The organism is Nakamurella sp. GG22 (assembly GCF_052976845.2).
This window is the reverse complement of sequence record NZ_JBRIIO020000010.1, coordinates 99,471-124,978: the sequence shown is the minus strand read 5'-3', so window position 1 is coordinate 124,978 and position 25,508 is coordinate 99,471. Positions and strand designations below refer to the sequence as shown.

Here is a 25,508-nt window from a genome sequence, read left to right as displayed (position 1 = left end):
ACGGCTGATGCGCTCGTTCGATGAACAACAATGACCGGCATGGGCAGCAGCCACAGCGGTCCCGATGACGGCACGGCCGGAGACTCCACGGGCGGGGGTCCCATGAACGGCGGTTTCAAAGACGGCGTTTCGATGGACGGCGGTGACGATCGGGAACAGCCCGCCCCAGGCCCCCCGCGCGGCGCCGACCTGGCCCGGGAGGCGCTGGCCAGCGCGCGCGCCAGCACCGCCGCCCGGCGCAAGGCGGCGGGACGCACCCCGGTCGGTCAGCGGGGCGGGGCCGGGAAGCTCAAACGTCGTCGCTGGTCAGGGTCGGGTCCGGATTCGCGTGACCCACAACCGCTCGCCGCGACGCTGCGCACCTGGGTGGCGTCATCGGGTGCGGCCGACGACCTGAAGAAGGCCAGCCTCTTCGCGCAGTGGGACAAGATCGTCGGCGCGGAGGTCGCCGACCACTGCGCCCCGGTTTCGTTGGTCGAGCGGGAGTTGGTGGTGCAGGCGGAGTCGACGGCCTGGGCGACCCAGATCCGGATGCTCGCCCCGCAGTTGCTGCGCAAGATCAACGCCGAGGTCGGGCATGGTTCGGTGGTCAGGATCAGGGCTCGCGGACCGGCCGGCCCGTCCTGGAAGTTCGGCTACCGGCACGTCCCGGGCCGGGGGCCGCGGGACACCTACGGCTGACCGGACTCCGTGGTTCAGGCCGGGGGTAGACCGCGGAGGGGTAGACCGCGGAGGGTCAGACCGCGGGACCGGTCCCGCCGCCCACCCACATCAGGTAGGCCGACCGGTTGTACGCACCGCTGAAGCCGTTCCGCAGGATCCACATCTCTGCTCGCGGGGTCCGCTGCAGCAACACATCGGCGGCCTCCTGGTCGAGCTGGTCCAGCATCCAGAACATCCGCCGGGCGCGCCGGGTGGGGCCGCCCTTGGCCGGCAGATGCCGGTCGATCTCCGTCCACTCTCGCGGGGAGAGCGCGGAGCGGGCCAGCGGCACGAGTTCGGCATCCTGGCCCAGCACCGGGTCCAGCCGCGCGTCGAACTCCATCACGGCGTCCAGTACGTCGGGCCGTGACGCCGGGGCGTACGTCCACCGCTGCGCTACCCGGCGGAGCGTGCGGGACGGTTCGACGAGCTCGGCGTGCGCCACCCGGACCCGGTCGGCGACGTCGGCGAGGTCGGCGCGCGCGACTCCGACCCTCGGCCAGATCACCTCGTCCTGCAGGCGGTGGTGGGCTTGCAGCTGATCGAGCAGGAACCCGATGTGACCCGCCAGCGCCGTCCGCCGGACGTCGTTGACCGGTTCGCCGAGCACCTGCGTCAGCCGGTCGACGTCACGCAGCACGGCATGCCGGATGGCGGCGTCGCTCACCGCATGACGGTGCGTGCTGGACCCGAGCGCTGCGGCCCCCATAGAGACGGCTGCAGTGCGTTCGATGCTCGTCATGGGAGCGACATCCTTTCCACCGATGGAGTTCTCATCGATGCGGTCAGAGCCGGGCGGGCCACCCCGAGGACGGCGGGACATGCGGGAACGGGCCGGACTCGGCACCCCGTGTGTACCCGCAGGTGGCCGTCATCAGACTGAGGCGCTCCGGAAACGTGGCGGGATTCACCCGCGTGCGCCTTCCACTGGTCAGGGCCGTCGGTCACGGCCGTCGGTCAGGCCACCGGACGCGCTGCCGCACGGGTCAGCGATTGCTCTCGTCCCCGTACGGCACTCGAAGGGCCAACGCCCTACTCACCTCGCAGCATGAGCAGGGCGTCGGTACCGCGAGCAACGGCGCGCCAGAAGGCTCCCCGAGCCGTCGCGCCGAGACAAGAAAGCAACCGGCGGATGGCGTCGTTGCCAGGGCCGGAATGCGCCACCCGGACCCGTCGTCACGGCCCATCACTATCGGGTCGGACCGCCGATCGCGCCACGGCATCCACAGGGCCCGTATTTGGCCTCCCTCGCGGGCGCGTACCGGTAGACTCGGGAAGGTTACGTCCGCAATAGGCCCTGAGGGCTCCGCTGGCGGATCGAACGGATCAGGCAACCGCCATCCGGGATCGGTCCGCTGATGGGTACGACCGGCGTCATTCTGCCGGCCTGCTGCAGACGTGTCCCCCGATCGCTTAGCGGGCCGATCGACGCATGCCCCCGGATCTCCGGTGCCGGCATTCGACGGTCCGCGTCCGGCGTCCGGGCCGTATAGCGAGTACAGGAGCGACGAGTAGATCCGTGACTGCAAAGAAGAACGAGTACGGCGCGTCCTCGATCACCGTGCTGGAGGGCCTCGATGCCGTCCGCAAGCGTCCCAGCATGTACATCGGCTCGACGGGTGAGCGCGGCCTCCACCACCTGGTGTGGGAGGTCGTGGACAACTCCGTCGACGAGGCGATGGCCGGGTACGCCGACACGGTGAGCGTGACGTTGCGGGCGGACGGCGGAGTGACCGTCGAGGACAACGGCCGCGGCATCCCCACCGAGATGCACCCGAAGGAGAAGCGGCCCACCGTCGAGGTCGTCATGACGATCCTGCACGCGGGCGGCAAGTTCGACTCCGATTCCTACGCCGTCTCCGGCGGGTTGCACGGCGTCGGCATTTCCGTGGTGAACGCGTTGTCCAGCCGGCTCGACGTGGAGATCCACCGCGACGGCCAGGCCTACGAGCAGACCTACAACTTCGCCAAGCCGAGCCCGCTGCACGACATGGGCCCGAGCAAGAAGACCGGCACGACCATCACCTTCTGGGCGGACGGCGGCATCTTCGAGACCACCGAGTACAACGTCGAGACCGTTTCCCGGCGGCTGCAGGAAATGGCGTTCCTGAACAAGGGACTGACCATCAATCTGCGCGACGAGCGGCGGGCCGGTGAACTCGTCGAGTTCGCCGAGAGTGGCGCCGCGGCGGATCCGGTGGTCGGCGAGAAGCCCGAGAAGGCGTGGAAGCCGCTCGAGCGGACCTTCCATTACCCGGGCGGCCTGGTGGATTACATCAAGCACCTGAACGCCACCAAGGATCCGATTCACCCGTCGATCGTCGGCTTCGAGGCCAAGGGCGACACGATGGAGGTGGAGATCGCGATGCAGTGGAACTCCTCCTACAACGAGTCCGTGCATTCCTTCGCGAACACCATCAACACCCACGAGGGCGGGACCCACGAAGAGGGATTCCGGGCGTCGCTGACGTCGGTGGTGAACAAGTATGCGAAGGAGAAGAAGCTCCTCAAGGAGAACGACGCGTCGCTGTCCGGCGAGGACGTCCGGGAGGGTCTCGCGGCGATCATCTCCATCCGTTTGCGCGAGCCGCAGTTCGAGGGCCAGACCAAGGGCAAGCTCGGCAACACCGAGGCCAAGTCCTTCGTCCAGAAGGCGTGTAACGACTGGATCGCCGACTGGTTCGAGCGGAACCCGGCCGAGGCGAAGACCATCATCAGCAAGGCGGTGTCGTCATCGCAGGCCCGCGCCGCCGCCCGCAAGGCGAGAGATCTGGTGCGCCGCAAGGGGGCTCTGGAGATTGGCGGGCTGCCCGGCAAGCTGGCGGACTGCCGGTCCACCGATCCGGCGAAGTCCGAGCTGTACATCGTCGAGGGCGACTCGGCCGGCGGTAGCGCGAAGTCCGGCCGGGACTCGATGTTCCAGGCGATCCTGCCGATCCGCGGCAAGATCATCAACGTCGAGAAGGCCCGCATCGACCGGGTGCTGCGCAACACCGAGGTCCAGTCGCTGATCACGGCGTTGGGCACCGGCATCCACGATGAGTTCGACCTGACCAAGCTGCGGTACCACAAGATCGTGCTGATGGCCGATGCCGACGTCGACGGGCAGCACATCCGCACCCTGCTGCTGACGCTGCTGTTCCGATTCATGCGCCCGTTGATCGAGGCCGGCCACGTCTATCTGGCGCAGCCGCCGCTGTACAAGCTGAAGTGGACGAAGGGTGCGCAGGAATTCGCGTATTCCGATCGCGAACTCCAGGGATTGATCGCGGCCGGAGAGGAAGCGGGTCGGCGGCTGGTCAAGGACGAGGGTGTCCAGCGCTACAAGGGCCTCGGCGAGATGAATGCCAAGGAACTGTGGGAAACGACGATGGACCCGGCGCACCGGCTGCTGCTGCAGGTCACCCTCGAGGACGCCGCGCAGGCCGACGACCTGTTCTCGGTGTTGATGGGCGAGGACGTGGAGGCCCGTCGGGCGTTCATCACCCGCAACGCCAAGGACGTGCGATTCCTCGATTTCTGACTCCGGAGGACCACCGTGACCAGGCAGTCGTGCCCGGTACGGCGGAAGCGGCGGCCCACGGCGGTCACTGGAAAGGGAACGCCGACCATGGCACAAGAGCTTCAGGGAGTGACGAATGCGACCTGAGTCACATTCTCCGGAACAACCGGGGCACCGTTCGGCGTAATGGCGATCTATACACAGTAATCATCCACATGTGGATATCTCTGAGCCACTGAGAACCGCGGACCTGGGTCCGAGAAGAAAACACAACCGTCCAAAGGACGGAACTGACAGGGAAGGACTCTGGCGTGACAGGTCCCACCACACCGGAACACGATCGCACCGAGCCGGTCGACATTCAGCACGAAATGCAGCGGTCGTTCATCGACTACGCAATGAGTGTCATCGTGAGCCGGGCGTTGCCGGATGTCCGTGACGGCCTGAAGCCGGTGCACCGCAGGGTGTTGTACGGCATGTACGACTCCGGGTTCCGTCCCGACCGCAGCACCGTCAAGTCGTCCCGGGTCGTCGGCGACGTGATGGGTAACTACCACCCGCACGGCGACTCGTCGATCTACGACACCGTGGTCCGGATGGCACAGCCGTGGTCGCTGCGGTACCCGATGATCGACGGCCAGGGTAACTTCGGCTCGATGGGCAACGACCCGCCAGCGGCCATGCGGTACACCGAGTGCCGGCTGACGCCGCTGGCCATGTTGATGCTGTCCGGGATCGACCAGAACACGGTCGACATGATCCCGAACTACGACAACAAGACCACCGAGCCGACGGTCCTCCCGGCCCGGATCCCGAACCTGCTGGTCAACGGCTCGTCCGGCATCGCCGTCGGGATGGCAACCAACATCCCGCCGCACAACCTGCGCGAGGTCGCCGCGGCCGTGGTCTGGTCGCTGGAGAACCCGGAGGCCTCCGCCGAGGAGCTCCTGGACGCGGCGATGGAGCGGGTCAAGGGACCCGACTTCCCGACCGGTGCGCTGATCGTCGGCACCGACGGCATCCGCGACGCCTACCGGACCGGCCGCGGTTCGATCCGGATGCGCGCCGTCGTGGACATCGAGGAGGACGCCAAGGGCCGCACCATCCTGGTCGTCACCGAGCTGCCGTACCAGGTGAACCCCGACAACCTTGTCGAGGCCATCGCCCAGCTGCACAAGGACGGCCGGATCAGCGGCGTCGCCGACATCGCCGACGAGTCATCAGACCGGATCGGCATGCGGATCGTCATCACGGTCAAGCGTGACGCGGTCGCCAAGGTGGTGCTGGCGAACCTGTTCAAGCACACCTCGCTGCAGACCTCGTTCGGCGCCAACATGCTGTCCATCGTCGACGGGGTGCCGCGCACCCTGCGGCTGGACCAGATGATCAGCTATTACGTCGCGCACCAGATCGAGGTCATCGTCCGGCGCACCCAGTACCTGCTGGATCAGGCGGAGAAGCGGGCCCACATCCTGCGCGGCCTGGTCAAGGCACTGGACATGCTGGACGAGGTCATCGCCCTCATCCGCAGCTCACCGTCGGCCGAGGAATCCAAGGCCGGCCTGATGAGCCTGCTCGACGTCGACGAGATCCAGGCGACCGCGATCCTGGACATGCAGCTCCGCCGGCTCGCCGCCCTCGAGCGGCAGAAGATCATCGACGAGTTGGCCGCGATCGAGCGGGAGATCGCGGACCTCCGCGACATCCTGGACAAGCCCGAGCGCCAGCGGAAGATCATCAGGGACGAGCTGACCGAGGCCGTCGACAAGCACGGCGACGACCGGCGGACCCGGCTGGTGCCCTACGACGGCGACGTCTCGATGGAAGACCTGATCGCGGTCGAGGACGTGGTGGTCACCATCACCCGGACCGGTTACGCGAAGCGCACCAAGACCGACCTCTACCGGGCGCAGCGGCGCGGCGGCAAGGGCGTGATGGGGGCTGCACTGAAGGCCGACGACATCGTCGCGCACTTCTTCGTCTGCTCCACGCACGACTGGATCCTGTTCTTCACGAACAAGGGCCGGGTCTACCGGGCAAAGGCGTACGAGCTGCCCGAGGCGAACCGCACCGCCCGGGGTCAGCACGTCGCCAACCTGCTGGCGTTCCAGCCGGACGAGAAGATCGCCCAGGTCATCCAGATCCGCGACTACAGCGTCGCGCCGTACCTGGTGCTGGCCACCAAGGGCGGGCTGGTCAAGAAGAGCGAGCTCACCTCGTTCGACTCCAACCGCTCCGGCGGGATCGTGGCGATCAACCTGCGCGATGACGACGAACTGGTCGGCGCCGTGCTCTGCGGCTCGACGGAGGATCTGCTCCTCATCTCCGCGGAGGGCCAGTCGATCCGCTTCCATGCCTCCGACGAGGCGCTACGGCCGATGGGCCGGGCGACGTCCGGTGTGCTCGGTATGCGGTTCAACTCCGGCGACGAACTGCTGTCGATGGACGTCGTTCAGGAGGGTGCCCAGGTGCTGGTCGCCACCGAGCGCGGCTACGCCAAGCGGACCGACATCGCCGAGTACCCGGTGCAGGGTCGCGGCGGTAAGGGAGTGCTGACGCTCCAGTACGACCGCAAGCGTGGCAAACTCGTGGGCGCACTGATGGTCGATCTGGACACAGAGGTGTACGCCATCACCTCCAGTGGCGGGGTCATCCGGACCCTGGCCAAGGAGGTCCGCAAGGCCAAGCGCCAGACCATGGGAGTTCGGCTGATGAACCTGTCCGACGGCGACAGCCTGGTGGCGATCGCACGGAACGCCGCGGCCGAGCAGGTCGAGGACGCGGTGCTCGGAACGGCCGGTCCTGTTGGACCCGGTCCGGCCGGGCCCGGGACGCCGGGTTCCAATGGTGGGTCCTCCAACGGCTCAGCCAATGGCTCACCCAGCGGGTCCGCTGACGGCTCTCCCGACGGTGCCGGCCCCGACGGCGGTAGCTCCTCGTGACGGCGACGTCAGGTCCGGGCTCGTCCACCGCATCGCCGGCCGACTCGCCCCGCGGCAGCGGTGACGGCAACGCCTCGTTGGCCGCGCCGCAGCATGTCGGCCCGCCGGCTCCCCGCCCCGGGGCGCCCGCGGTGCCTCCGCCCCGGCCGGGGTCCGAGAACGCCCGGCGTGCGAAGGCGACCCGACGGCCGCCGCGGTTGGCGTCGCTGCAGTTGAAGCGGGTCGACCCGTGGACGGTGCTGAAGATCAGCCTGATCGTCTCGATCGTGATGTTCTTCGTCTGGATGATCGCCGTAGGGATCCTGTACCTGACGCTCGGTTCGATGGACGTCTGGACGAAGATCAACGAGACGTTCTCGACGCTGACGTCGTCTCCGGATCAGGCGTCGGCCGGTCAGACCGATCTGATCACCGCGACAAGGGTGTTCGGCGTGACGGCCGTGGTCGGCGCGATCAACATCGTGCTGTTCACGCTGCTGGCAACGATCGCCGCCTTCATCTACAACGCCGCCGCCGCGATGTCCGGCGGGGTCGAGCTGACGCTGGGCGAGCGCGACTGAGTCCTGCGGGGCTGCGCTGGGGCCGTCTCCGTTCGCGGGGGCGGCCTTTCCGCGAACTGAGCAAGCCGCACTCCGCCCTCACTCGTGCTGCCTATCCGTTGCTCCTGCTGCAGCAGGCGTGAGGCGTTGGTTTGCGGAGTGAGGGCCGCGCGGCGGTTGGCCGGATCCCCGTGGACCCCATAGACCCGACGCGTCAGCCGGTGAGAGTCAGCCGCTTGCCCAGGTGGATCGAGTGCGGGCTGTCGGCGTAGTGGCCGAACGCCGGAACGTCGGAGTAGCCGCAGGACCGGTACAGCGCGACGGCCTCGGGCTGGGCGCCGCCGGTCTCCAGCACCATCCAACCGGCTCCGGCAGCGGCGGCCGTCTGCTCCAGATGAGCCAGGACGGTCCGGGCGTGCCCGCGGCCGCGGCTGGCCGGGACCACGTACATCCGCTTCAGCTCCACCACCCGCTCCGGGTAGCCCAGGGCCACTCGGGTGTCCTCGCTGAACCGCCAGCCGCCAATCGCGACCGGCCGGTCCGCCTCATACAGAATGATGAAGTGCCCATTCGGTGGGCTGAACTCGTCCCGGTCAACCGGGGTGCCGTCGGGGCCGCCGTAGCGCACGACGTATTCCTGCTGTACCTCGTCGATCAGCAGCTGGGCGTCGGTGTCGTGGTAGTCGACCTGGCGCAGGTCCGTCGAGATCACCGGACCATTCTGCGGCACCGCGACGGCACGCCCGATCCGGCGGCCCGACGCGGCGGGTGGGGCAGACTGCGGCCATGACGAAGCCCGAGGACGAGCCCGAGATCACCGTCGACGACCCACCCAACATCCGGCCCGGACAAACCGAGCAAGGCGGACACGGCGGCATGGCCACCCGTGAGCAGGAGCAGCGGTTGTACGACGAGCAGCACTCCGGGAAGAGCGACACCGACTGAGCCGCAACACTTGTCGTCACATCCTTGCCGCCAAAGGCAACGGAGGCGAGCCGCGCCGGACAGGGCTGTACGTACCGTGGTTCGCATGGCACGAGGGAACGGTGCCGCACGGCGCTGGGCCCTCGTGGCCACGTTGGTTGCGGTCCTCGCCGCGCTGCCGGCTCTGGTCGGGGCGTGGCCGGCGGCGGACGAGAACCGGTCCGCCGCCGAGTTGCGCACGGCCGCACTGGACAGCGTCGACGTCCCATTCTCCGGATTCGCCGAATCGTCCGGCGGTCTCGCATTACCGGTCGCCGATCAGCTCAGCTCACTGGCGGACCTGTTCAGCGACCGGACCGAGATGCGGGTCTGGTGGCGCGGCCCGGCGGACAACCGCGTCGACGTGGTGACGGCCGGCGGAGAAACCGGGTTCTACCGGGACGCCGCCGGGAGTTGGACGTGGGAGTACGAGGCCGACCGCGCCACCCGGACCGAGGACGCGCCGCTCGCCCTGCCGACGCCACCGGACCTGCTGCCGAACACCCTCGCGCGCCGACTGCTGTCCGAGGCCGAGCCCGATGAGTTGTCGAGGATCGGCGCGGACCGCATCGCCGGCCGGGACGCCCTCGGACTCCAGCTCACACCGGCGGCCGCGGCCTCGTCGGTGGACCGGGTCCAGATCTACGTCGACGCCGAAACCGGGCTGCCAATCCGGGTGCAGGTCTACGGAAAGGGTGCGGAGAACCCGGCGCTCGACACCCGGTTCGTCGACCTGGACCTCACCCCGCCGGCCGGCGACAGCCTGACCACGTTCGACCCGCCCCCCAGCGCCGACGTGGAGATCGGCGACACTCTGGGCGTGCTGCAGAACGCCGGCAGCCAACTGTCGCCGGTCCCTCTCCCGGACACCTTGGCGGGTCTCCCGCGACGGACGCTCGAGGGAGCGCCGCCGGCCGTCGGGATCTACGGCCGCGGCGTCACCTTCCTCGCCGTCGTCCCGTTGCCGTACGGCGTCGCGGCCGATCTCCGCCGCGCCGCCGCGCAGGACCCGAACGCCGTCACCGACGACCTCGGCACCCGGTTGACCGCCGGCCCGCTGGGCATCCTGCTGGTGGCGGCGAGCGGTCGCACGCAGTCGGTCATCACCGGCACCGTCACCCTCGACGCGCTGGCCCAGGCGGCGGCCGAATTGGAAGGCAGCACATGACGACGGTGATCGCCACCCGCGGGCTCACCAAGAGCTACGGGCGGGTGCGCGCCGTCGACGGCATCGACCTCGACGTCCGGGCCGGCGACGTCTACGGCTTCCTCGGCGCGAACGGCTCCGGCAAGACAACAACGGTGCGGATGCTGCTCGGGCTCGTGCTCGCGACCACCGGCGAGGTCGAAGTGCTCGGTGAGCGGATGCCGCGCGCCGGACGGCAGGTGCTGCCGCGGGTCGGTGCGCTGATCGAGGGCCCCGCCGCGTACGGGCACCTGTCGGGGCGGGAAAACATGGCGCTGCTGGACGCGTCCGGGCCGGGCGGTGGACGGCGGACCCGCCGCAGGCGGATCGACGAGGTCCTGGACCAGGTCGGCCTGTCCGGCGTCGGTCGTCGTCCGGTGAAGGCCTACTCACTGGGGATGCGGCAGCGACTCGGGTTGGCCGGTGCGCTGCTCCGCAGCCCCGAACTGCTCATCCTGGACGAACCGACGAACGGCCTGGACCCGCAGGGCATCGCCGAGGTCCGTGAGCTGCTGCTCGCGCTGAATCGCAGGGGCACAACGGTTTTCCTGTCCAGTCACCTGCTGGCCGAGGTCGAGCAGATGGCCACCCGGGTCGGCGTGCTGGACCGTGGCCGGCTGGTGCTGCAGGAGCAGCTGGCCGTCCTCACCGCCCCGACCGGGAGCACCGTCGTCATCTCCCCGGACCCCGCGAGGGTGCAGGCGACGATGAACGGCCGGGTGAGCTCCATCGACGGGCAGCGGGTGATCGTCCGGGGCGACGACCCTGCCGAGATCAACGCACAGCTGGTCGGGGCAGGTGTCCCGGTCACCGGGCTGGCGCTGGAACGCCCGACGCTGGAGGCCGTCGTGCTGGCCGCGGCCGGCGCGAGCACCGACCGGGTGGACGCTGCGAGCACCAAACGGGCAGATCCCGCCACAACAGGGGAAGCCTCGTGATCGCCGTCGAGCTGCGCAAGCTGTTCCGCCGTCGGCGGACCTGGGTGACGATCGGCCTGCTCAACGCGCTGCCGATCATCGTCGCGGTGCTGCTGGCCGTCACGAACCTGGCGCCCCGGCCCGGTCGCGGACCGGCGTTCCTCTCGGCCGTCCTCACCAACGGCGCGCTGTTTCCGCTCGCCGCTCTGGCCATCGTGCTGCCGCTGTTCCTGCCCATCGCGATCGCCGTCATCGCGGGTGATTCCATCGCCGGCGAGGCGCAGGCCGGCACCCTGCGTTACCTCCTCGCCCGGCCCGCCGGTAGGACGAGACTGCTTGTCGCCAAGCTCATCTCGGTGCTCGCGTTCGCGTTCGTCACCGTGCTGATCGTCGCCGCGATCGGCTACCTGCTGGGCGTGACGTTGTTCGAGACCCAGCCGCTCGCCGGCACCTCGGTGTCCGGGACGACGCTCACCGCGCAGCAGCTGACCGTCCGGACCATCCTGGCCATCGGCTACGTCACGGTGTCGATGTGCGGGGTGGCCGCGTTCGCGTTGTTCTTCTCCACCTTCACCGATTCGCCGCTCGGCGCGACGCTGGGGGCGCTCGCAGTGTTGATCGCGTCATCGCTGCTGCTCACCCTGGACGCCGCGTCCCCGATCGCGCCGTACCTGCCGACCCGGTACTGGCTCTCGTTCGTCGACTTCTTCCGCGACCCGATCCTCTGGCGCGACATCCTGCGCGGGATCGGGCTGCAGGCGGTGTACGTCGGGGTGCTACTCGCGGCCACCTGGGCCAACTTCACCACCAAGGACATCACCAGCTGAGCGCTCCTCAGCGCGGCGGGATCACCTTCGTGGTCACGCAGTTGCTCTTGCCCTTCGGCCGCTGGTACTCGAAACCGAGTTGCTCGTACACGGTCCGGGTGGAGTTGTGGAGAAATGACGACGACGTCTTCTTGTCCGGCGGGAGGTCGTGCGGGTACGACTCGACCAGTCCACCGCCCGCCGCCGAGATCAGTTCGAGGGCGCCGCGGACGGCGACGTCGGGATAAAGGTGGAACCAGGTACACCAGCACCCACCGCAGACGCCGTTGTGCCGCTCGGCCAAGCCCGCGTACGCATCCCACGTCCCCGGTCCGAGCGGTTCGATGCGGTAGCCGTCCACCATCACCTCGACATTTCCCATGGAAGGAATGTGGAAGCTGCACCGGAGGATCGGCGTCCTCAATTCTGTGGTGTCACAACCGAACCCGCTGTCGTGTCGAAAGGGGTGGAAGAAACCTCGACCAGGGAGATGACGATGAGAGTGTTGGTGGCGGGCGCGACGGGGGCGATCGGGCAGCAGTTGGTGCCACGGCTGGTCCGGGCCGGATATGACGTGCACGGGATGACGCGTAGCGAGACGAGGCGGGACCTGCTCCGCGAGCTGGGGGCGGTCCCAGTGGTCGCCGACGCGCTCGATCCGGAGCAGGTCGCGGAGGCGGTCGGCCGGGTAAGGCCGGACGTCATCGTGCATCAGCTCACGGCGATCGGATCGGTCGATACCCGGCATATGGAAAGGGATTTCGCGGCCACGAACCGGCTGCGGACGGAGGGCACCGATCATCTGCTGTCCGCCGGGCAGGCGGTCGGGGTGCGGCGGTTCGTCGCGCAGAGCCATTTCCTCGCCTACGCCCGCACCGGGGGAGCGGTCAAAACCGAGGAGGACCCGTTCGACACCTCGCCGCCCAAACAGACCCGGAAGAACCTGGCGGCGATCCGTCATCTCGAGGAGGCTGTCCTGGGTGCCCGGTGGACGGAGGGGATCGTGCTGCGGTACGGCTCGTTCTACGGCCCCGGTACGTCGATCGCGCCGGGCGGGCAGCAGTCGGAGATGGTGCGGCAGCGCAAGTTTCCGCTGGTCGGGGACGGTGCGGGCGTATGGTCGTTCATCCATGTCGAGGACGCCGCGGATGCGACGGTCGCGGCGATCGAGCACGGCCGGCGCGGGATCTACAACATCGTCGACGACGACCCGGCACTGGTCAGCGAGTGGCTGCCGGGTCTGGCCCTGACCCTCGGCGCGAAGGAGCCGGCGCGGGTTCCACGGTTCGTCGGCCGGCTGTTCGCGGGGGAGACCGGCGTGGTGATGATGACGGAGATCCGCGGCGCGTCCAACGCCAAGGCCAAGCGCGACCTCGGGTGGCAACCGGCCCATCCCAGCTGGCGTGACGGTTTCGCAGACGCAGTGCGGAGTCCCGCGGTATGACGAGCCACGATGAGCTGCTCGACGAGCTGAGGCCGGTGTCCTTCGCGATCGCCTACCGGATGCTCGGCAGCGTCTCGGAAGCCGAGGACATCGTGCAGGAGGCGCTGCTGCGGATCCATCAGGTGCTCGACGACGGCGAGCGGATCGTCTCGCCGCGGGCGTTCATCGCCACGGTCACCACCCGGCTGGCGATCAACGAGCTGCGCTCCGCCCGCGCCCGCCGCGAGCGCTACGTGGGCCAGTGGCTGCCGGAGCCGATCATCACCGACGGCCGCGACGACCCGGCCCGGCACGCCGAGATCGCCGACTCCCTCTCGGTGGCGATGCTGGTGCTGCTGGAAAGCCTCTCGCCGGAGCAGCGGGCCGTGCTGCTGCTGCACGACGTGTTCGACTACGCGTACCCGGAGATCGCCGGGATCGTCGGGAAGTCCGAGGACAACGTGCGGCAGCTCGCCACCCGCGCGAGGCGGCACGTCCAGCAGCGCCGGCCGCGTTTCTCCAGCACCCGAGAGCAGCGTGACGAGCTCGCCGTGCGGTTCTTCGCCGCGGCCGAGCACGGTGACCTCGCAGGGCTCGAGACGCTGCTCGCCCACGACGTGGAGCTGACCGGCGACGGCGGTGGCAAAGTCCCGGCGCTCGCCCGCTCGATCCGCGGCCGGCACCGGGTCGCCCAGACGTTGATCGGCTGGATCCGGCTCGCGACCAGGGCACCGGGGGTGTCGATGCGCGCGGTTGACGTCAACGGCGGTCCGGGGGCGGTGTTCCTCGATGGGCAGCAGCGGCTGATGGCCGTGTGGGCACTGGACATCGCCGACGGGCAGGTCAACGGCATCAGTTCGGTCGTCAACCCGGACAAGCTGGCGCACCTCGGGCCGGTGGGTGACTTCGCCGCTGCGCTGCTGTCCGCTCGCTGACTCAGCCCTGCCGCAGCCGCACGCAGTCCACGTCGGTCAGCGGTGCGGGTGTGCCGGCCTCCAGTTGGGCCAGCACCATCGCCTGCACCAGGGGTGCGCTGGGCAGGTCGCTGTGACCGACATCGGCGTCCGCGCACACCGACTGCACCGGCAGGTTGACCGCCCCGTCGAGCTTTGCGGTGTCCGGTGGGGTGACCGTCTGGTCCTGAGTCGTCCAGATCGACACCCAGGTGGGACCGGCCGGTGTCTCGTCACCGGTGTTGAGCCGGCGGATTACGTCGCTGTCGGTGGCCAACTGGCGGCACGCCTCGGGGCAGGCGTCGACGGCCAGGGAGCCGGCCAGGTCGGCCAATGAGGTGCCGTGGTTGGGGGAGCCGAGGGTGACGACCCGCCGGGTGACGTCCGCGCCGCCGTCGGCCACCCACAGCCGCACGACGATGCCGCCGGCCGAATACCCGATCAGGTCAACGCTTGTCGCGCCGGTCCGGGCCATCGCTTGACGGGCCGCGGTTCCGAGGACCTCGGCGGCCGCGTTCAGATCCCCGGTTCCGTTGCCGGGCAGTTGGATGACCGTCGCGTCGCGACCGGTGTCGGTGAGTTTGCCGGCGAGCGTCCGCAGGGAGCCCATCGAACCGCCGTAACCGGGCACCAGCAGCACCGGTCCCGGCCGGCTCTGGTCAACGGCGACCGGGTCCGATCCGCCGGTTCGCTGGACGACGAAGACCGTCCCGAGCGCCAGCACCGCGACGGTCAGCAGTGCCAGCAACGCGAGCACGAGCCGTCGGCGGGCGGGGGCAAAGTTGCGCAGCACGCCCTCCACTGTGCCTGCTCACTCCAAGGACGGGCGGGCGCAAGGTTCCGCGACGAACGACTACAGGTCGCCGGAATCCGTTTCTGCTGGGCGGGCTACATCAACTGGATATCAAACCTGTTCACCATTGTCAGTTGGTGAAATTGGTGAGGTCCGTACAGAAATCCCCGTTCGGGTAGTGCCCTCGGAGTTCGAAGCTGAGCTGAAGTAGGTAGTCGTCATCATCGAGGTCAAGGTTTCCATGGGTGTCGACTTCGGCCGACTCCCTCCGGAGCCCCGCCTGAACGTAAGCGAGGCGACCGTTTCCGTCGAACACCTTGAACGGACCCGCGTCCTGCCAGGTGAAGCGGTATACGGTTCCACTGACCAGGTCGATCTTGACATCGACATGGGTGCCGATCGTCAGCACTCTCCATGACTTGCCGGTATCGAGATTCGTGTAGACAGTTGAATCCTGGAAGTGGTCGAACAGATATGCCTTGGATTGAGTGCCGTGTTGGCGGATCTTGAACATCCCGTCCACGTGGTCAGTGAATCGCACATCCACGCCACAGGCCGTGAAGGTGTCGGTAGTGGTTTCGCTATAACGGCTTCCGTCGATGATCTGCCCCGACGCCGGTGTCGCTGTGACGGCGGTGGCCACGATAGCGATTGCAGCGATGAGAGTTCTTCTCGTGGCCGGATTGGGCGGTCCCTTCTTTATGCGCTCCCGATGACGAGCAACTGGGAACCTACACCCGCCAATCATGCGGGTCCACAAATGTGTATCGATCAAGCCATTTCTGACTTTGCCGTCAGGCACTGACGGAAATTGACGGTTCTGTCAGCAATTACGTGACGACAGTTCCAGACGATCTTGATGCCGCACGACAACTCTCCGAGTCGGGCGGGTTCGTCGCGACTCAACCCTGGAGCTTCGCGTCCAGCCAGTCGAGCATCCGCTGCTCGGTCAGCAGGCGCGCCAATGGTTGGCAGTGGTAGTTGGCGCCCTCCGCGGCGGTGAACTTGACCAGTTGGGTCTCACCCGGAATAAGTGAGGCGAGTTTCTCCGATTGGCCCGGCCAGAATTGTTCGTCCTCCGGGCTGGTGATCAAAAGCGGGGTGGTGATGGACGCCGCCACGTCGGTGACGTTGTACTTGAGCACCTCGGCCATGGTGTCGTAGTAGCCGGTCTGGTTGTACGGGCGGGCCCGGAAGGACCACGCGGTCTTCCCAGCCCCGGGCATCTTCATCCCGAAAGCCATTTCCTTGTCGAACTTCTCGCGATTTCCCTCGCGGAGGAGCTTGATCATGCTCTTGGGCATGTGGTCGGTCCACGATGTGGACACGTCGACGACGCCGGGGTCCGCGATGGCGGCGGCGATGCGATGCTCGAACGCCAGGGAGCGCGGAACCCAGTACCCGGCCTGGCTGATTCCGTACAGCGCGATCTTTGCCGGGTCGACATCGGCGCGGGTCAGCAGGAAGTCGACGACCGGTGTGGTGACGGCCTCCCAGTCGAAGCGGAAGGGGATGTTGCGCTCGAACAGCAGCGACTGCTGTCCGGGCCCGTCGAACAGCAGGACGTTGTAGCCACGCTCGAGTGCGCCGGCGGCTCCGCTGCCCCACAGATTGCTGAGCGACCCGTCACTGCCGTTGATCATGATCAGGGTCGGCCTGACCGCCGAGGCACCGTCGGGAGCGAAGAAGAAGCCGGGGAGTATCGTTTCCTCATAGGGAATCTCGACAGTCTCGACCGCATAGGGCGCATTCCTGATGAACCCGTCCCACGCAACCCGATGCTCACGGAATGTCGGCAGCAGCGGATCCTGGCTCCTGAGCCCGTCCACCGCATTCACCGCAATGGCGAGGTAATTGGCGGCCCGTAGGTACGCGTCTGCAGCGCTCTGTCGCCGGCAAGTCGCGGCGCAGGAATCCGCGATCGCCACCACCCGCCGGCCCAGCGCAACCCAACTGTCGAACCACTTCTGGTGGTCCCCGTCGCTGATGTCCGCGATGGTCGCCAGGACCTCACCCGGTTCGGCGCCACCGTGGACGGCCATGCCCAGGGCAATCCGTACCTCGAAGTCCCAGTCCGACTTGTAGAAGCCGGCGGTGAACGCCTGATGGGGGTGGGCGAAGAAGGAACCAGGGCTCATCAAGGTCTCCTCACGGGCAGCCGGTATGGCGTTGCCCGACGGTCAGTTCGTCGGTGACGGTTGCTCACTCTAGGTCCCGGATGATCAACGAGCTGTGCTTGACGGCATCAGCGACGGAGCCCGGATCACGACACACCCGACGCCGGGACGGCGCCACCCCGATCGCCGCCACCAACCTCGGTTTCCAATGACCAAGCCGGAGCGGGTCCCGACATCGACGCCACCGCCTCGGGACGCAGGGCGGCAGTGGTCTTCGTGGTGGTCGATGTAGCCGGCGCCGTTCTCGTCGGCTCCTGCCTGGTCCTTCCACGGGTGACGCCCTGGGACTTCCTGACCGATCCGGCATCGCCGGCCGTCCGGTTCGTCGACGTCCGCGCCGAGGCCAATTTGCATACCTGGTTCAACGTCGCCGTGTTCGTTGTCGGCGCCGCCATCCACGCCTGCGCGGGGCTCTTCGCCCGGCGAGCCGGTTGGTCGTGGTGGCCGTGGCCGTGACGTCGGTGGTGCTGGTCGTCCTCTCCGTCGATGACCTCGCGTCCCTGCATGAGCAGCTCGAACCGGTGGGGCGGGTGGTCGGCGGCGGGCCGGCGCCTTCCGCTTCGCCCTGGCTTCTACCCGGAGCCTGGTGTTGGCCGCGGGGTTCTTGGTCGCCGCCCTTGCGGGCATCAGGCGGGTGCCCACCGTGGCTACTCGCTGGCTGATGGCCGGTGTCGCGACCCTGTTGGCGGCTGCGGTCGGCTTCGAGGCCCTGGGCGGCCTGGTGCTCAGTTCGGTCGGCGACGGGCCGGCGTACATCCTGCTGTCGCACCTGGAGGAGTTCGGCGAAACCTGCGCGGCCGCGATGCTGATGGCGGCATTGGTGTCGGCCGTGTCGGTCCGCCACGGCAGCGCGTCCGGTTCGCTGGAGTTCGCCTATGTCGACGTGCCCGCAATGGGGCGTCGACGTCCTTTCTGACTCCGGCGATCAGACGTGCAGGTATCTCGCCAGTTCCATGGTGATCGCCCTCACCAACCGGCCGTGACGGTCGTCAGTCGCTCAATCTCACCCACAGATAGAAGACGATCAGCGCAGTCATGAACACCGGTGTGACCACGATCCAGAACCAGCTGACCTCCAGTCCCCCGACCAGCTTGAGGAACAGGCCCGTGGCCAGCAGCAGGCCGAACATCACGCCGGCAACGGTGTAGGCCAACCTGCGGTGGTGCGGGGGAATGGAGCCCGACTTCCGGTTCGTCACTGCTTGCTCCGATTCGGAATGGTGAGATGACGCCTGGGTGTTCCGGCCGAGAGGAAGCATCGACCGTAGCACCAGGTGCGCACAAAGACGCGTACTACCAAGGTCTTTGGTCCCTACAGAGCGCTGACCGACCGGCCTAGCCTGGTTGTCTGGAGGAATCATGACAACCCGCACAGGTCATCACACCCAGCACCCCAACCGTGGTCCCGGACGGTACTCCGACGACGGGCTCCGCTGGTGGGACGGACTGCACGGGCACTGGTTCGCCGTGCTGCCGGAAGAGGACACGCTGGAGATCGAGCTGGAAGACGTCGGCGACACCTCCTGGGTGAGCAGCGTGCTGACCACCCTGAGCTCCCAGTCCGGCAGCGCCACCTACCGCTTTGTCGGGGTGGCCAGCAGTGATGACCCGCGCTGGCCGACCTACCGGATCGCCGGTGGCACCTTCGTCTCTCCGAGGTCCTTCAAGGACGATCTGCCGCCGCAGGAGCAGTGGGCTCGCGGGATGACGAAGAGCCTCCAGGAGCTCCGGGAGGAACTCCTCGACGAGGGCTGGACGATCAGCGGCCACGGGGACAAGCCGTGGTCCTACCGGTACACCCGTCCCTGCATCGACGCCCCCGCCGATCACACGAAGGTGCGCCACCACCGCACCGGCGCCCGGCACCTGTGGTGAACCTCACCTAGACCCATCTGCTCTAGGTCGTCCGCCGAAAGCCGCACGGCAGTGACGTGACAGTGAGCTGGAAGCGCCCCCCGCGATCATCGGTCCGTTGACCGATGCGGAGGGCGAGATGAGCGAGAAGACCAGCAGCACAGCAACTGTCGAGGCGGCAGCCGTCCAGACGGCAGCCCGGGCGCCGACCGAGCGGACGACCCGTGCCAGGGACCGGCCGACGGTCGGGTGGGCGCCGATCGCGGCGCTCGGGATCGGCACCTTCGCTGTCAGCACCGATCTCTTCGTGGTGGCCGGATTACTCGGCGCCCTCGCGGCTGACCTCGGTGTCACCGTCGGTGTCGCAGGGTTGGCCGTCACGGCGTTCGCGCTGGCCTACGCGGTCGGTGCGCCACTGTTCGGGGCCGCCCTCGGCGGGCGGCACCAGCGGCCGGTGCTGATCGGTGCCATCGCCGCATTCGGTGTCTGCGCCGCGGCGTCTGCGGTGGCGCCGTCCATGACGGTGCTGCTGGTGGCCCGGTTGCTGGGTGGTCTCGCAGCGTCGGTGTACGGGCCGGCGGGCGCCGCGGCCGCCATCGCCACCTACCCGCCGACCCACCACGGGCGTGCGCTGGGCGGGCTACAGGCGTCATCGTCGACAGCCATGATCGTGGGCGCGCCGGTCGGACTGGTACTCGCGGCGACAGTGTCCTGGCGCGTGGCATTCGCACTGGTGGCGCTGCTGACCGCGGTGGCGATCGTCGGCCTGCTGCGCACTGATGTCGGAGCAGCCACGCTGACCGCCTCCACCGCCCGTGAGCGACTCCGCCCGATGCGGTCCCGCGTTGTCCTCGGTGTGCTCGGCGCGACGTTCCTGATGATGGCCGCCTCCAACAGCATGTACAGCTACCTCGGCGTGCTCATCGGTGCCGCCGCGGACCCTTACGGGCTGTGGGCGTTCATCGCCGGGTTCGGGGTCGGCGGCGTGCTCGGGACCTGGTGCGGCGGGTCCGCTGGGGACCGGTGGGGCGGTCCGCGGGTGGTGCTGGTGGCCGCCACGCTCCAGACCCTTGTGCTGTCAGTGCTGCTCTTCGGCAGTGTGGCACCAGCGGTGGAGCTGGCCATCGCGGTGGGCTGGGGTTTCGCCGGCTGGGCGCTGGTGACCGGTCAGCAGCATCGGCTGGCTGGGCTCGGATCCCGGTCCGCGTCAATCCTCATGGCACTGAACAGCTCGGCGATCCAGTTCGGCTTCGGCGTGGGCGCCCTGCTCGGCGGCCTGGTGATCGACGCGGCCGGGGCCGGTGCGGTGTCGGTGCTGGCACTGGGCCTCGGATGTGCCGGGGTGTTGGTGCTGGCCGTGGGTGCAAGGGCGGGCGGGCGATGACTGCCTCTGATGTCGCCGCGCTGGGCAGCATCCTCGGCATCTGGGCGCATCCGGACGACGAGGCCTACCTGTCCGGCGGTCTGATGGCGCTCGCCCGCGATGCCGGATCCCGGGTGGCCTGCGTGACGGCCACCCGAGGCGAGCTCGGCACGCCCGACCCGGACAGCTGGCCACCGGACCGGCTGGCCGCCGAGCGCACCGTCGAGTTGGCCCGCTGCCTGGGGATCCTCGGCGTCACCGAGCACCACTGGCTCGGCCACCGGGACGGCGGATGTGCGGCGGCGGAGCCACCGGTCGATCGGCTGGCCGAGATCATCGACGACGTCGACCCGGACACGGTCCTGACGTTCGGGCCGGACGGCATCACCGGTCACCCCGACCACCGCGCCGTCGGTGCCTGGACGCTCGCGGCGTTCGACCGCGCGGCCCGGCCGGGGACCCGGCTGCTGCAGTCGGCCGTTCCGGCGCGGCGGATTCCGCGGTGGACGGCGATCGACGACAGCCTCGGCGTGTACCTGCCCGGCTACCCGGTTCCGGTGCCCGACGACCGGCTGGCGCTCGACCTGGTCCTCGACCCGGACACCGCCGCCCGCAAGGTCCGCGCGCTGGCCGCGCAGCGCACCCAGACCGCCGGGCTGCTCAACGCCCTGGGGCTCGACTGCTACACCGAGTGGATCCTCGACGAGACGTTCGTCGAGCGGCGGTGACCCCGCGGACCGTCACGCCAGTCGCAGCGCCCGGTCGATGGCCTGGCGAGCCGCGTCCAGCAGCTCGTCCCGGTTCGAGACCGGTTCAACGTCATCGAATCTCGGTGCGTGAGCGGGTGCTCGGGTGTCGGCCGGTGCATCGGGCGCCCGGTCCGCTGCGGCGTCCAGCAGTGCCGCCGTCTCGTGGTCACCGAGCCGCCGCAGCAGCTCGGCCAGATTCCGCAGGGTCACCCACAGGTGTGTCCAGTTTCCGGTGCGGGCGAAGTAATCGATGACGTCCCGGAAGCCGGTGAGCGCCTCCCGCAGGTGCCCGCCGGTGACCCGCACCGCGAGCAGCCCGACGGTGGCGACGCCCACCAGGAACGTCGCCCCGGACGACCGGGCCAGGTCGATCGCCCGGGCATAGTGCGGCGCGGCGTCATCCGGATGACCGGCGAAGCTCTCGATCTCACCGGCGACGTACGCGCTCCACGCCCGCATCGTCGGCGACACCTCGGCCGCCGTCATCCGGTCGTGCCAGCTCCGTGCCCGCTCCAGATCGCCGGCGTAGGTGGCGGCGAGCGCGGCCACGCCGACATTGCCCCGGTATCGGCTCGACACCGTGGCCCCGGCGATGGAGTGTTCGACGGCGTCGGCGTGCGCGCCGCGGGCCAGGTCGGCCACCGACAGCGCGGTCAGGCAGTACCAGGAACCGGCGGTACTTGTTGCCAGCTCCAGCCCGCGGCGGGCGAGCCGATCGGCTCGGGCGTAATCCCCGCCGTGATAGGCGGCCTCAGCTGCCGTCCCGAGCACCGCGGTGGCCTCCGGGTGGGTCGGGAGGGCAGGGTCGTCCGCGAGTTCCCCGGCCCAGCCTCGGATTTCGATCAGGTCCCGGTGGCCGATCCCGTCGAACAGGGCGACGACCAACGCGGCCGCGTCGTCGAGCGATCCGCGGTCGCGGGCCAGCCGCCAGGCCGCGCGCAGGTTCGGCAACTCGCGTCGGAGGATCGCGTCCGCCTCGGGTTCCTGCTCGGTGGACATGGTCGCGTCGATCCAGCCGGCCAGCTGCACGGCCCAACGGAGGAACCGCTGCGCCGCGGCGTCTGCGTCGCCTGCAGCCGCCAGCCTGTCCAGCCCGTAGGACCGCAGTGTTTCGAGCATGCGGAACCGGGTGCCGCCCTCGAAGCTCGCGACGATCATCGACGCGTCGACCAGCCGAGCCAGGATGTCGCCCGGGTCGCGGTTCGGCGCAAGCTCGGCCGCGTACCGCTCGGCGGTGTCCACGTCGACGCCGTCGACGAACATCGCCAGTTGCCGGAACACCCGCTGCTCGTCCTTGGTGAGCAATTCGTACGACCACTCGATCGTCGAACGGAGCGTCCGGTGGCGTGCGTCACCGCTGCTCCGGGCACCGCCGACCAGGTCCAGCGAGCGGTCGAGCCGCCCCTGCAGGTCGGTCAACGAGAAGGTTGACAACCGCCCGGCCGCGAGTTCGATGGCCAGCGGCATCCCGTCGAGCCGGCGGACGATGTCGGCGACGGTGGGCAGCTCCGCAGCGGTCGGCCGCGCACCGGGGCCGACCCTGGCCGCCCGTTCCAGGAACACCGCGACGGACGGGACCCGGGCGATGTCCGGCTCCCCATCCGGCAGGGGCAGCGGCGTCAACCGGACAACGCACTCGGCGGGGAGACCGATCGGTTCCCGGCTGGTGGCGAGCACCGTGAGCCGCGGGCAGGACGCCAGGACGATGTCCACGGTGTCGCGGACCTCGTCGATCAGGTGCTCGCAGTTGTCCACCAGCAGCAGTCCCGCCCGGTTGCCGAGGACGGCCAGGCAGGCGGCCAGCACGTCACCCTGCACGACGGTGAGATTCAGTGCCGCAGCCAGCGCGTGCGGGATGGCGGTGGGATCGGTGACGGGCGCCAGCAGCACCGTCGTTGTCTCGGCATGGCTGGGGTCGCGGTGGGCGGCCTCCACTCCGAGCCGGGTCTTGCCGACTCCGCCGGGACCGACGATCGTCACCAACCGCTCGGAACCCAGGAGACGACGCAGCTCGGCCAACTCCGTCTCCCGGCCGATGATCCGGGTCGCCGGCCGTGCGGTTCGGTTCGGCGCTTGCGAGCCGGGACCGGTTGCTCCACCAGCGATGTCGCGTTCCAGCTGGCTGAGCGCCGGTGACGGGTCCAAACCGGTCTCGTCCGCCAACCGTTGCCGATACTCGCGGCCCTCCCGGAGGGCGTCCGCGGGCCGCCCGACTCCGGCGAGGGCGCGCATCAGCAGCAGCACCGCAGGTTCACGCAGAGGGTCGGCGGCCAGCGACTCGACCGCCAGGGTGAGCACCTCGTCGGACCGGCCGGCAGCGATGCCGCTGGCGAGCAACGCGTCCGTGACGTCCCGGCGCAGTTGCGCCCACTCGACCGCCGCGTTCCCGATCGGCAGGAACTCGGTGAGGTCGGCGAGAACCGTTCCACGCCATAGTGCGTCGGCCTGACGCAGGACGGTGAACGCGGCCGCCGGGTCCCGCTCGGACCGGCCGCGGGTCAACAGCGCACGCGCCTGGGCCAGGTCGAGTTCGTCGGCACCTAGTTCCAACCGGTACCCGCTGGGCTGGGTCTGCAACCGTGCGGCGGCCGCGCCGAGTTGACCTCGCAGCCGGAAGACATGACTCTGCAACGCCTGTCGCCCCGATTCGGGGGCCTCCGACGGCCACAGCGCGTCGACGAGCGAGTCCACGGTGACGGTGCGGCCCTGCGCGATGGCCAGCAGGGCGAGCACCGCGCGCCGCTTGGATCCGCGGACGTCGACCTGCTCGCCGTCGACCGTCAACCGGAGCGGGCCGAGCACGTCGACCCGCACCAGAGGCCTGCCGCTGCCTGCCATTCCCGCACCTCCAGGCACACAGAATGCCTGCTGGTGCTGCGCTCCGGAAATCGGCGCGCTTCCCGGCTCCCATGTGGTGCGTGCAAGCGGCGTGACAGCGCACGGAAGGGCGGCGGAAGTGCCGGGGCGTTGCCTTGCTCTCGTCGCCGGCAACACGGCCGGCCGAAGCAGAGGGGAGTCCACATGGACGCCAACAAGGTGATGGAGTTTCTCGGGCAGGTCGTCACGGACATGGGTGCCACCGGCGCGGCCGGCTCGGTGGTGATCGGGCACCGGCTCGGTCTCTACCCGGCGCTGGCCGAGGGCGCGGCCACGCCCGAGCAGTTCGCAGTCCGCACCGGGTATGACCTGCGCTACCTGACCGAATGGCTGCGGGTGCAGGCCGCCGGCGGTTACGTCAGCTACGACGCGGCGTCGGAACAGTTCTTTCTGACAGCGGAGCAGGCGTTCTGCCTGGCCGACCCGAACGGCCCGAGCGTGCCCGCGGCCTTCGTCGCCGCACTCGGCTACCTGCAGGCGGAACCGAGACTCACCGAGGCCTTCCGCACCGGCGAGGGCGTCGCCTGGCACGAACATCACGAGGACGTGTTCGTCGGGTGCGACGCGTTCTACCGGCCCGGTTACGTCGCCGAGCTGGTGCCGAACTGGATCCCCGCGCTCGAGGGTGTGGAGGCGAAGCTGGCCGCCGGCGGCACGGTCGCCGACATCGGGTGCGGATTGGGGTCGACGTCGGTGCTGCTCGCACAGGCGTACCCGTCCGCGACGGTGGCGGGGTCGGATTACCACTCGGAGTCGATCGACCTGGCACGGAAGAAAGCCGCGGAGGCAGGAGTGAGCGACCGGGTCAGCTTCGAGGTCGCCGCCGCCGACACCTTCAGCGGTGCCGGGTACGACCTGGTGACGACGTTCGACGCGCTGCACGACATGGGTGACCCGGTGGCCGCCGCCCGCCGGGTCCGGGAGTCGCTGGCGCCGGACGGGACCTGGCTGCTCGTCGAGCCGGCCGCGTCCGACCGGGTGGAGGAGAACTTCAACCCGGTGGGCCGGCTGTTCTACGCCGGGTCGATGTTCCTGTGCGTGCCGAACGCGCTGTCCCAGACCGGTGGCCAGGCGCTCGGCGCACAGGCGGGGGAGGCCGCGATCCGCCGGGTGACGGAGCAGGCGGGATTCACCCGGTTCCGCCGGGCCGCGCAGACTCCGTTCAACCTGGCGTACGAGGTCCGGCGGTAGTTACTGGCGGCGGTTCTCTGGCGGCGGTCGTGCCCGGTGGCGCGGCCGCCGCCCTCTTATCCGAGTCGATATCCGGTGACGCAGATGCTGGACCCGTCCGGCGCCCGGTCCGCGCTCGCCTGGTACCCGCGTTGTTTCATCGCGGTGGTCAGCGGCCCGGCGATGTCCCGGCTGCTCGTAGGGTCGCCGGGCCCGTAGCCGTAGAACAGGAACAACCGGCCTCGGGGTGCGAGCAGCTCGTCGATCCGTTGCCACTCTTCGGTGGCGGGGCCGGTCCAGAACAGGTTGACGTTCATCGCGACGACGGTGTCGAATCTTGGGCCGGTGTGTCGGTAGCCGGCCAGGTCGGTGGTGAGGAACCGCGCTCGACCTGCGGCGATGTGCTCGGCGTTGCGCTTGGTGGCCCGGCCCATCGCGGTTGTCGATCGATCAATCCCGATGACGACGCCGCTTTGCAGCCGGTCCGCGATCAGTCCCGCCGCGACGCCCGGCCCGCAGCCCACCTCGAGGATGCGCTGGTCGGGCCGGACGTCGAGGCGCTCGACTGCCCAGGTCAGCCGGTCGGGGATCG

The 25,508-nt window shown here is 69.1% G+C and carries 24 protein-coding genes and 1 pseudogene; 16 read left to right on the top strand and 9 right to left on the bottom strand.

The window, feature by feature from the left end:
- Window positions 1-39: 39 nt before the first annotated feature.
- Window positions 40-681 carry a DciA family protein gene (locus tag ACVBEQ_RS12355; protein WP_447153381.1) on the top strand — a complete coding sequence of 214 codons (642 nt, stop codon included), beginning with the start codon at window positions 40-42 and terminating at the stop codon, window positions 679-681.
- A gap of 55 nt (window positions 682-736) precedes the next feature.
- On the opposite strand, the gene ACVBEQ_RS12350 is transcribed toward ACVBEQ_RS12355, so the two are convergent.
- Window positions 737-1,444: a hemerythrin domain-containing protein gene (locus tag ACVBEQ_RS12350; protein WP_447153380.1), complete on the bottom strand. Its 708-nt coding sequence runs from the start codon at window positions 1,442-1,444 to the stop codon at window positions 737-739.
- 777 nt (window positions 1,445-2,221) lie between these two features.
- Between ACVBEQ_RS12350 and gyrB the strand changes: the two genes are divergently transcribed.
- The 3 genes from gyrB (at window position 2,222) to ACVBEQ_RS12335 (ending at window position 7,706) form a co-directional block, all read left to right on the top strand.
- Window positions 2,222-4,225 (top strand): DNA topoisomerase (ATP-hydrolyzing) subunit B, encoded by a 2,004-nt coding sequence (gene gyrB, locus ACVBEQ_RS12345; RefSeq protein WP_447153379.1) that lies wholly within the window; start codon window positions 2,222-2,224, stop codon window positions 4,223-4,225.
- A 290-nt stretch (window positions 4,226-4,515) separates the two neighbouring features.
- Window positions 4,516-7,146 (top strand): DNA gyrase subunit A, encoded by a 2,631-nt coding sequence (gene gyrA / locus ACVBEQ_RS12340; RefSeq protein WP_447153378.1) that lies wholly within the window; start codon window positions 4,516-4,518, stop codon window positions 7,144-7,146.
- Window positions 7,143-7,706, top strand: a complete 564-nt coding sequence (locus tag ACVBEQ_RS12335) for a DUF3566 domain-containing protein (protein ID WP_447153377.1) — start codon at window positions 7,143-7,145, stop codon at window positions 7,704-7,706. The genes gyrA and ACVBEQ_RS12335 overlap by 4 nt, the downstream gene beginning before the upstream one ends.
- A gap of 193 nt (window positions 7,707-7,899) precedes the next feature.
- On the opposite strand, the gene ACVBEQ_RS12330 is transcribed toward ACVBEQ_RS12335, so the two are convergent.
- Window positions 7,900-8,397, bottom strand: a complete 498-nt coding sequence (locus ACVBEQ_RS12330) for a GNAT family N-acetyltransferase (RefSeq protein WP_447153376.1) — start codon at window positions 8,395-8,397, stop codon at window positions 7,900-7,902.
- A gap of 74 nt (window positions 8,398-8,471) precedes the next feature.
- Here ACVBEQ_RS12330 and ACVBEQ_RS12325 point away from each other — a divergent pair, with 74 nt between their 5' ends.
- From ACVBEQ_RS12325 to ACVBEQ_RS12310, 4 genes are all read left to right on the top strand, one after another.
- Window positions 8,472-8,630, top strand: coding sequence for a hypothetical protein (locus tag ACVBEQ_RS12325; RefSeq protein ID WP_447153375.1), 159 nt, complete (start codon window positions 8,472-8,474; stop codon window positions 8,628-8,630).
- A gap of 85 nt (window positions 8,631-8,715) precedes the next feature.
- Window positions 8,716-9,816, top strand: coding sequence for a LolA family protein (locus ACVBEQ_RS12320; protein ID WP_447153374.1), 1,101 nt, complete (start codon window positions 8,716-8,718; stop codon window positions 9,814-9,816).
- Window positions 9,817-9,821: 5 nt separating this feature from the next.
- On the top strand, window positions 9,822-10,772 hold the full coding sequence (locus ACVBEQ_RS12315) for an ABC transporter ATP-binding protein (RefSeq protein WP_447153402.1): 951 nt from the start codon (window positions 9,822-9,824) through the stop codon (window positions 10,770-10,772).
- Window positions 10,769-11,578 carry an ABC transporter permease gene (locus ACVBEQ_RS12310; RefSeq protein WP_447153373.1) on the top strand — a complete coding sequence of 270 codons (810 nt, stop codon included), beginning with the start codon at window positions 10,769-10,771 and terminating at the stop codon, window positions 11,576-11,578. The genes ACVBEQ_RS12315 and ACVBEQ_RS12310 overlap by 4 nt, the downstream gene beginning before the upstream one ends.
- A gap of 7 nt (window positions 11,579-11,585) precedes the next feature.
- On the opposite strand, the gene ACVBEQ_RS12305 is transcribed toward ACVBEQ_RS12310, so the two are convergent.
- Window positions 11,586-11,939 carry a hypothetical protein gene (locus ACVBEQ_RS12305; protein WP_447153372.1) on the bottom strand — a complete coding sequence of 118 codons (354 nt, stop codon included), beginning with the start codon at window positions 11,937-11,939 and terminating at the stop codon, window positions 11,586-11,588.
- A gap of 114 nt (window positions 11,940-12,053) precedes the next feature.
- Between ACVBEQ_RS12305 and ACVBEQ_RS12300 the strand changes: the two genes are divergently transcribed.
- A complete protein-coding gene (locus ACVBEQ_RS12300; protein WP_447153371.1) occupies window positions 12,054-13,001 on the top strand; it encodes an NAD-dependent epimerase/dehydratase family protein in 948 nt (315 codons plus the stop codon).
- On the top strand, window positions 12,998-13,915 hold the full coding sequence (locus tag ACVBEQ_RS12295; RefSeq protein ID WP_447153370.1) for an RNA polymerase sigma-70 factor: 918 nt from the start codon (window positions 12,998-13,000) through the stop codon (window positions 13,913-13,915). The genes ACVBEQ_RS12300 and ACVBEQ_RS12295 overlap by 4 nt, the downstream gene beginning before the upstream one ends.
- Before the next feature lies 1 nt (window position 13,916).
- On the opposite strand, the gene ACVBEQ_RS12290 is transcribed toward ACVBEQ_RS12295, so the two are convergent.
- The 3 genes from ACVBEQ_RS12290 to ACVBEQ_RS12280 all read right to left on the bottom strand — a co-directional run bounded on the left by ACVBEQ_RS12290 (window position 13,917) and on the right by ACVBEQ_RS12280 (window position 16,864).
- Window positions 13,917-14,726, bottom strand: a complete 810-nt coding sequence (locus tag ACVBEQ_RS12290; RefSeq protein ID WP_447153369.1) for a lipase family alpha/beta hydrolase — start codon at window positions 14,724-14,726, stop codon at window positions 13,917-13,919.
- A 130-nt stretch (window positions 14,727-14,856) separates the two neighbouring features.
- Window positions 14,857-15,369, bottom strand: a complete 513-nt coding sequence (locus ACVBEQ_RS12285; RefSeq protein WP_447153368.1) for a hypothetical protein — start codon at window positions 15,367-15,369, stop codon at window positions 14,857-14,859.
- Window positions 15,370-15,628: 259 nt separating this feature from the next.
- Window positions 15,629-16,864: an alpha/beta hydrolase family protein gene (locus ACVBEQ_RS12280; protein ID WP_447153367.1), complete on the bottom strand. Its 1,236-nt coding sequence runs from the start codon at window positions 16,862-16,864 to the stop codon at window positions 15,629-15,631.
- Between the two features lie 255 nt (window positions 16,865-17,119).
- Between ACVBEQ_RS12280 and ACVBEQ_RS12275 the strand changes: the two genes are divergently transcribed.
- Entirely contained in the window at window positions 17,120-17,359 is a 240-nt protein-coding gene (locus ACVBEQ_RS12275) for a hypothetical protein (RefSeq protein WP_447153366.1), read from the top strand.
- 187 nt (window positions 17,360-17,546) lie between these two features.
- Window positions 17,547-17,819 (top strand): hypothetical protein, encoded by a 273-nt coding sequence (locus tag ACVBEQ_RS12270; protein WP_447153365.1) that lies wholly within the window; start codon window positions 17,547-17,549, stop codon window positions 17,817-17,819.
- A gap of 73 nt (window positions 17,820-17,892) precedes the next feature.
- Here ACVBEQ_RS12270 and ACVBEQ_RS12265 read toward each other — a convergent pair whose 3' ends face one another.
- Window positions 17,893-18,102, bottom strand: a complete 210-nt coding sequence (locus ACVBEQ_RS12265; protein WP_447153364.1) for a hypothetical protein — start codon at window positions 18,100-18,102, stop codon at window positions 17,893-17,895.
- Between the two features lie 160 nt (window positions 18,103-18,262).
- Between ACVBEQ_RS12265 and ACVBEQ_RS12260 the strand changes: the two genes are divergently transcribed.
- From ACVBEQ_RS12260 to ACVBEQ_RS12250, 3 genes are all read left to right on the top strand, one after another.
- A complete protein-coding gene (locus ACVBEQ_RS12260) occupies window positions 18,263-18,778 on the top strand; it encodes a hypothetical protein (RefSeq protein ID WP_447153363.1) in 516 nt (171 codons plus the stop codon).
- Between the two features lie 97 nt (window positions 18,779-18,875).
- Window positions 18,876-20,141 carry an MFS transporter gene (locus ACVBEQ_RS12255; RefSeq protein ID WP_447153362.1) on the top strand — a complete coding sequence of 422 codons (1,266 nt, stop codon included), beginning with the start codon at window positions 18,876-18,878 and terminating at the stop codon, window positions 20,139-20,141.
- Window positions 20,138-20,848, top strand: a complete 711-nt coding sequence (locus ACVBEQ_RS12250) for a PIG-L deacetylase family protein (protein ID WP_447153361.1) — start codon at window positions 20,138-20,140, stop codon at window positions 20,846-20,848. The genes ACVBEQ_RS12255 and ACVBEQ_RS12250 overlap by 4 nt, the downstream gene beginning before the upstream one ends.
- Window positions 20,849-20,860: 12 nt before the next feature.
- Here the strand turns inward: ACVBEQ_RS12250 and ACVBEQ_RS12245 are convergent, their stop codons facing one another.
- Window positions 20,861-23,707 carry an AfsR/SARP family transcriptional regulator gene (locus ACVBEQ_RS12245; protein ID WP_447153360.1) on the bottom strand — a complete coding sequence of 949 codons (2,847 nt, stop codon included), beginning with the start codon at window positions 23,705-23,707 and terminating at the stop codon, window positions 20,861-20,863.
- A gap of 183 nt (window positions 23,708-23,890) precedes the next feature.
- Between ACVBEQ_RS12245 and ACVBEQ_RS12240 the strand changes: the two genes are divergently transcribed.
- A complete protein-coding gene (locus ACVBEQ_RS12240) occupies window positions 23,891-24,937 on the top strand; it encodes a class I SAM-dependent methyltransferase (RefSeq protein ID WP_447153359.1) in 1,047 nt (348 codons plus the stop codon).
- Between the two features lie 56 nt (window positions 24,938-24,993).
- Here the strand turns inward: ACVBEQ_RS12240 and ACVBEQ_RS12235 are convergent.
- Window positions 24,994-25,479: pseudogene (locus tag ACVBEQ_RS12235) on the bottom strand (SAM-dependent methyltransferase); the annotation flags it as partial.
- Between the last annotated feature and the right edge of the window lie 29 nt (window positions 25,480-25,508).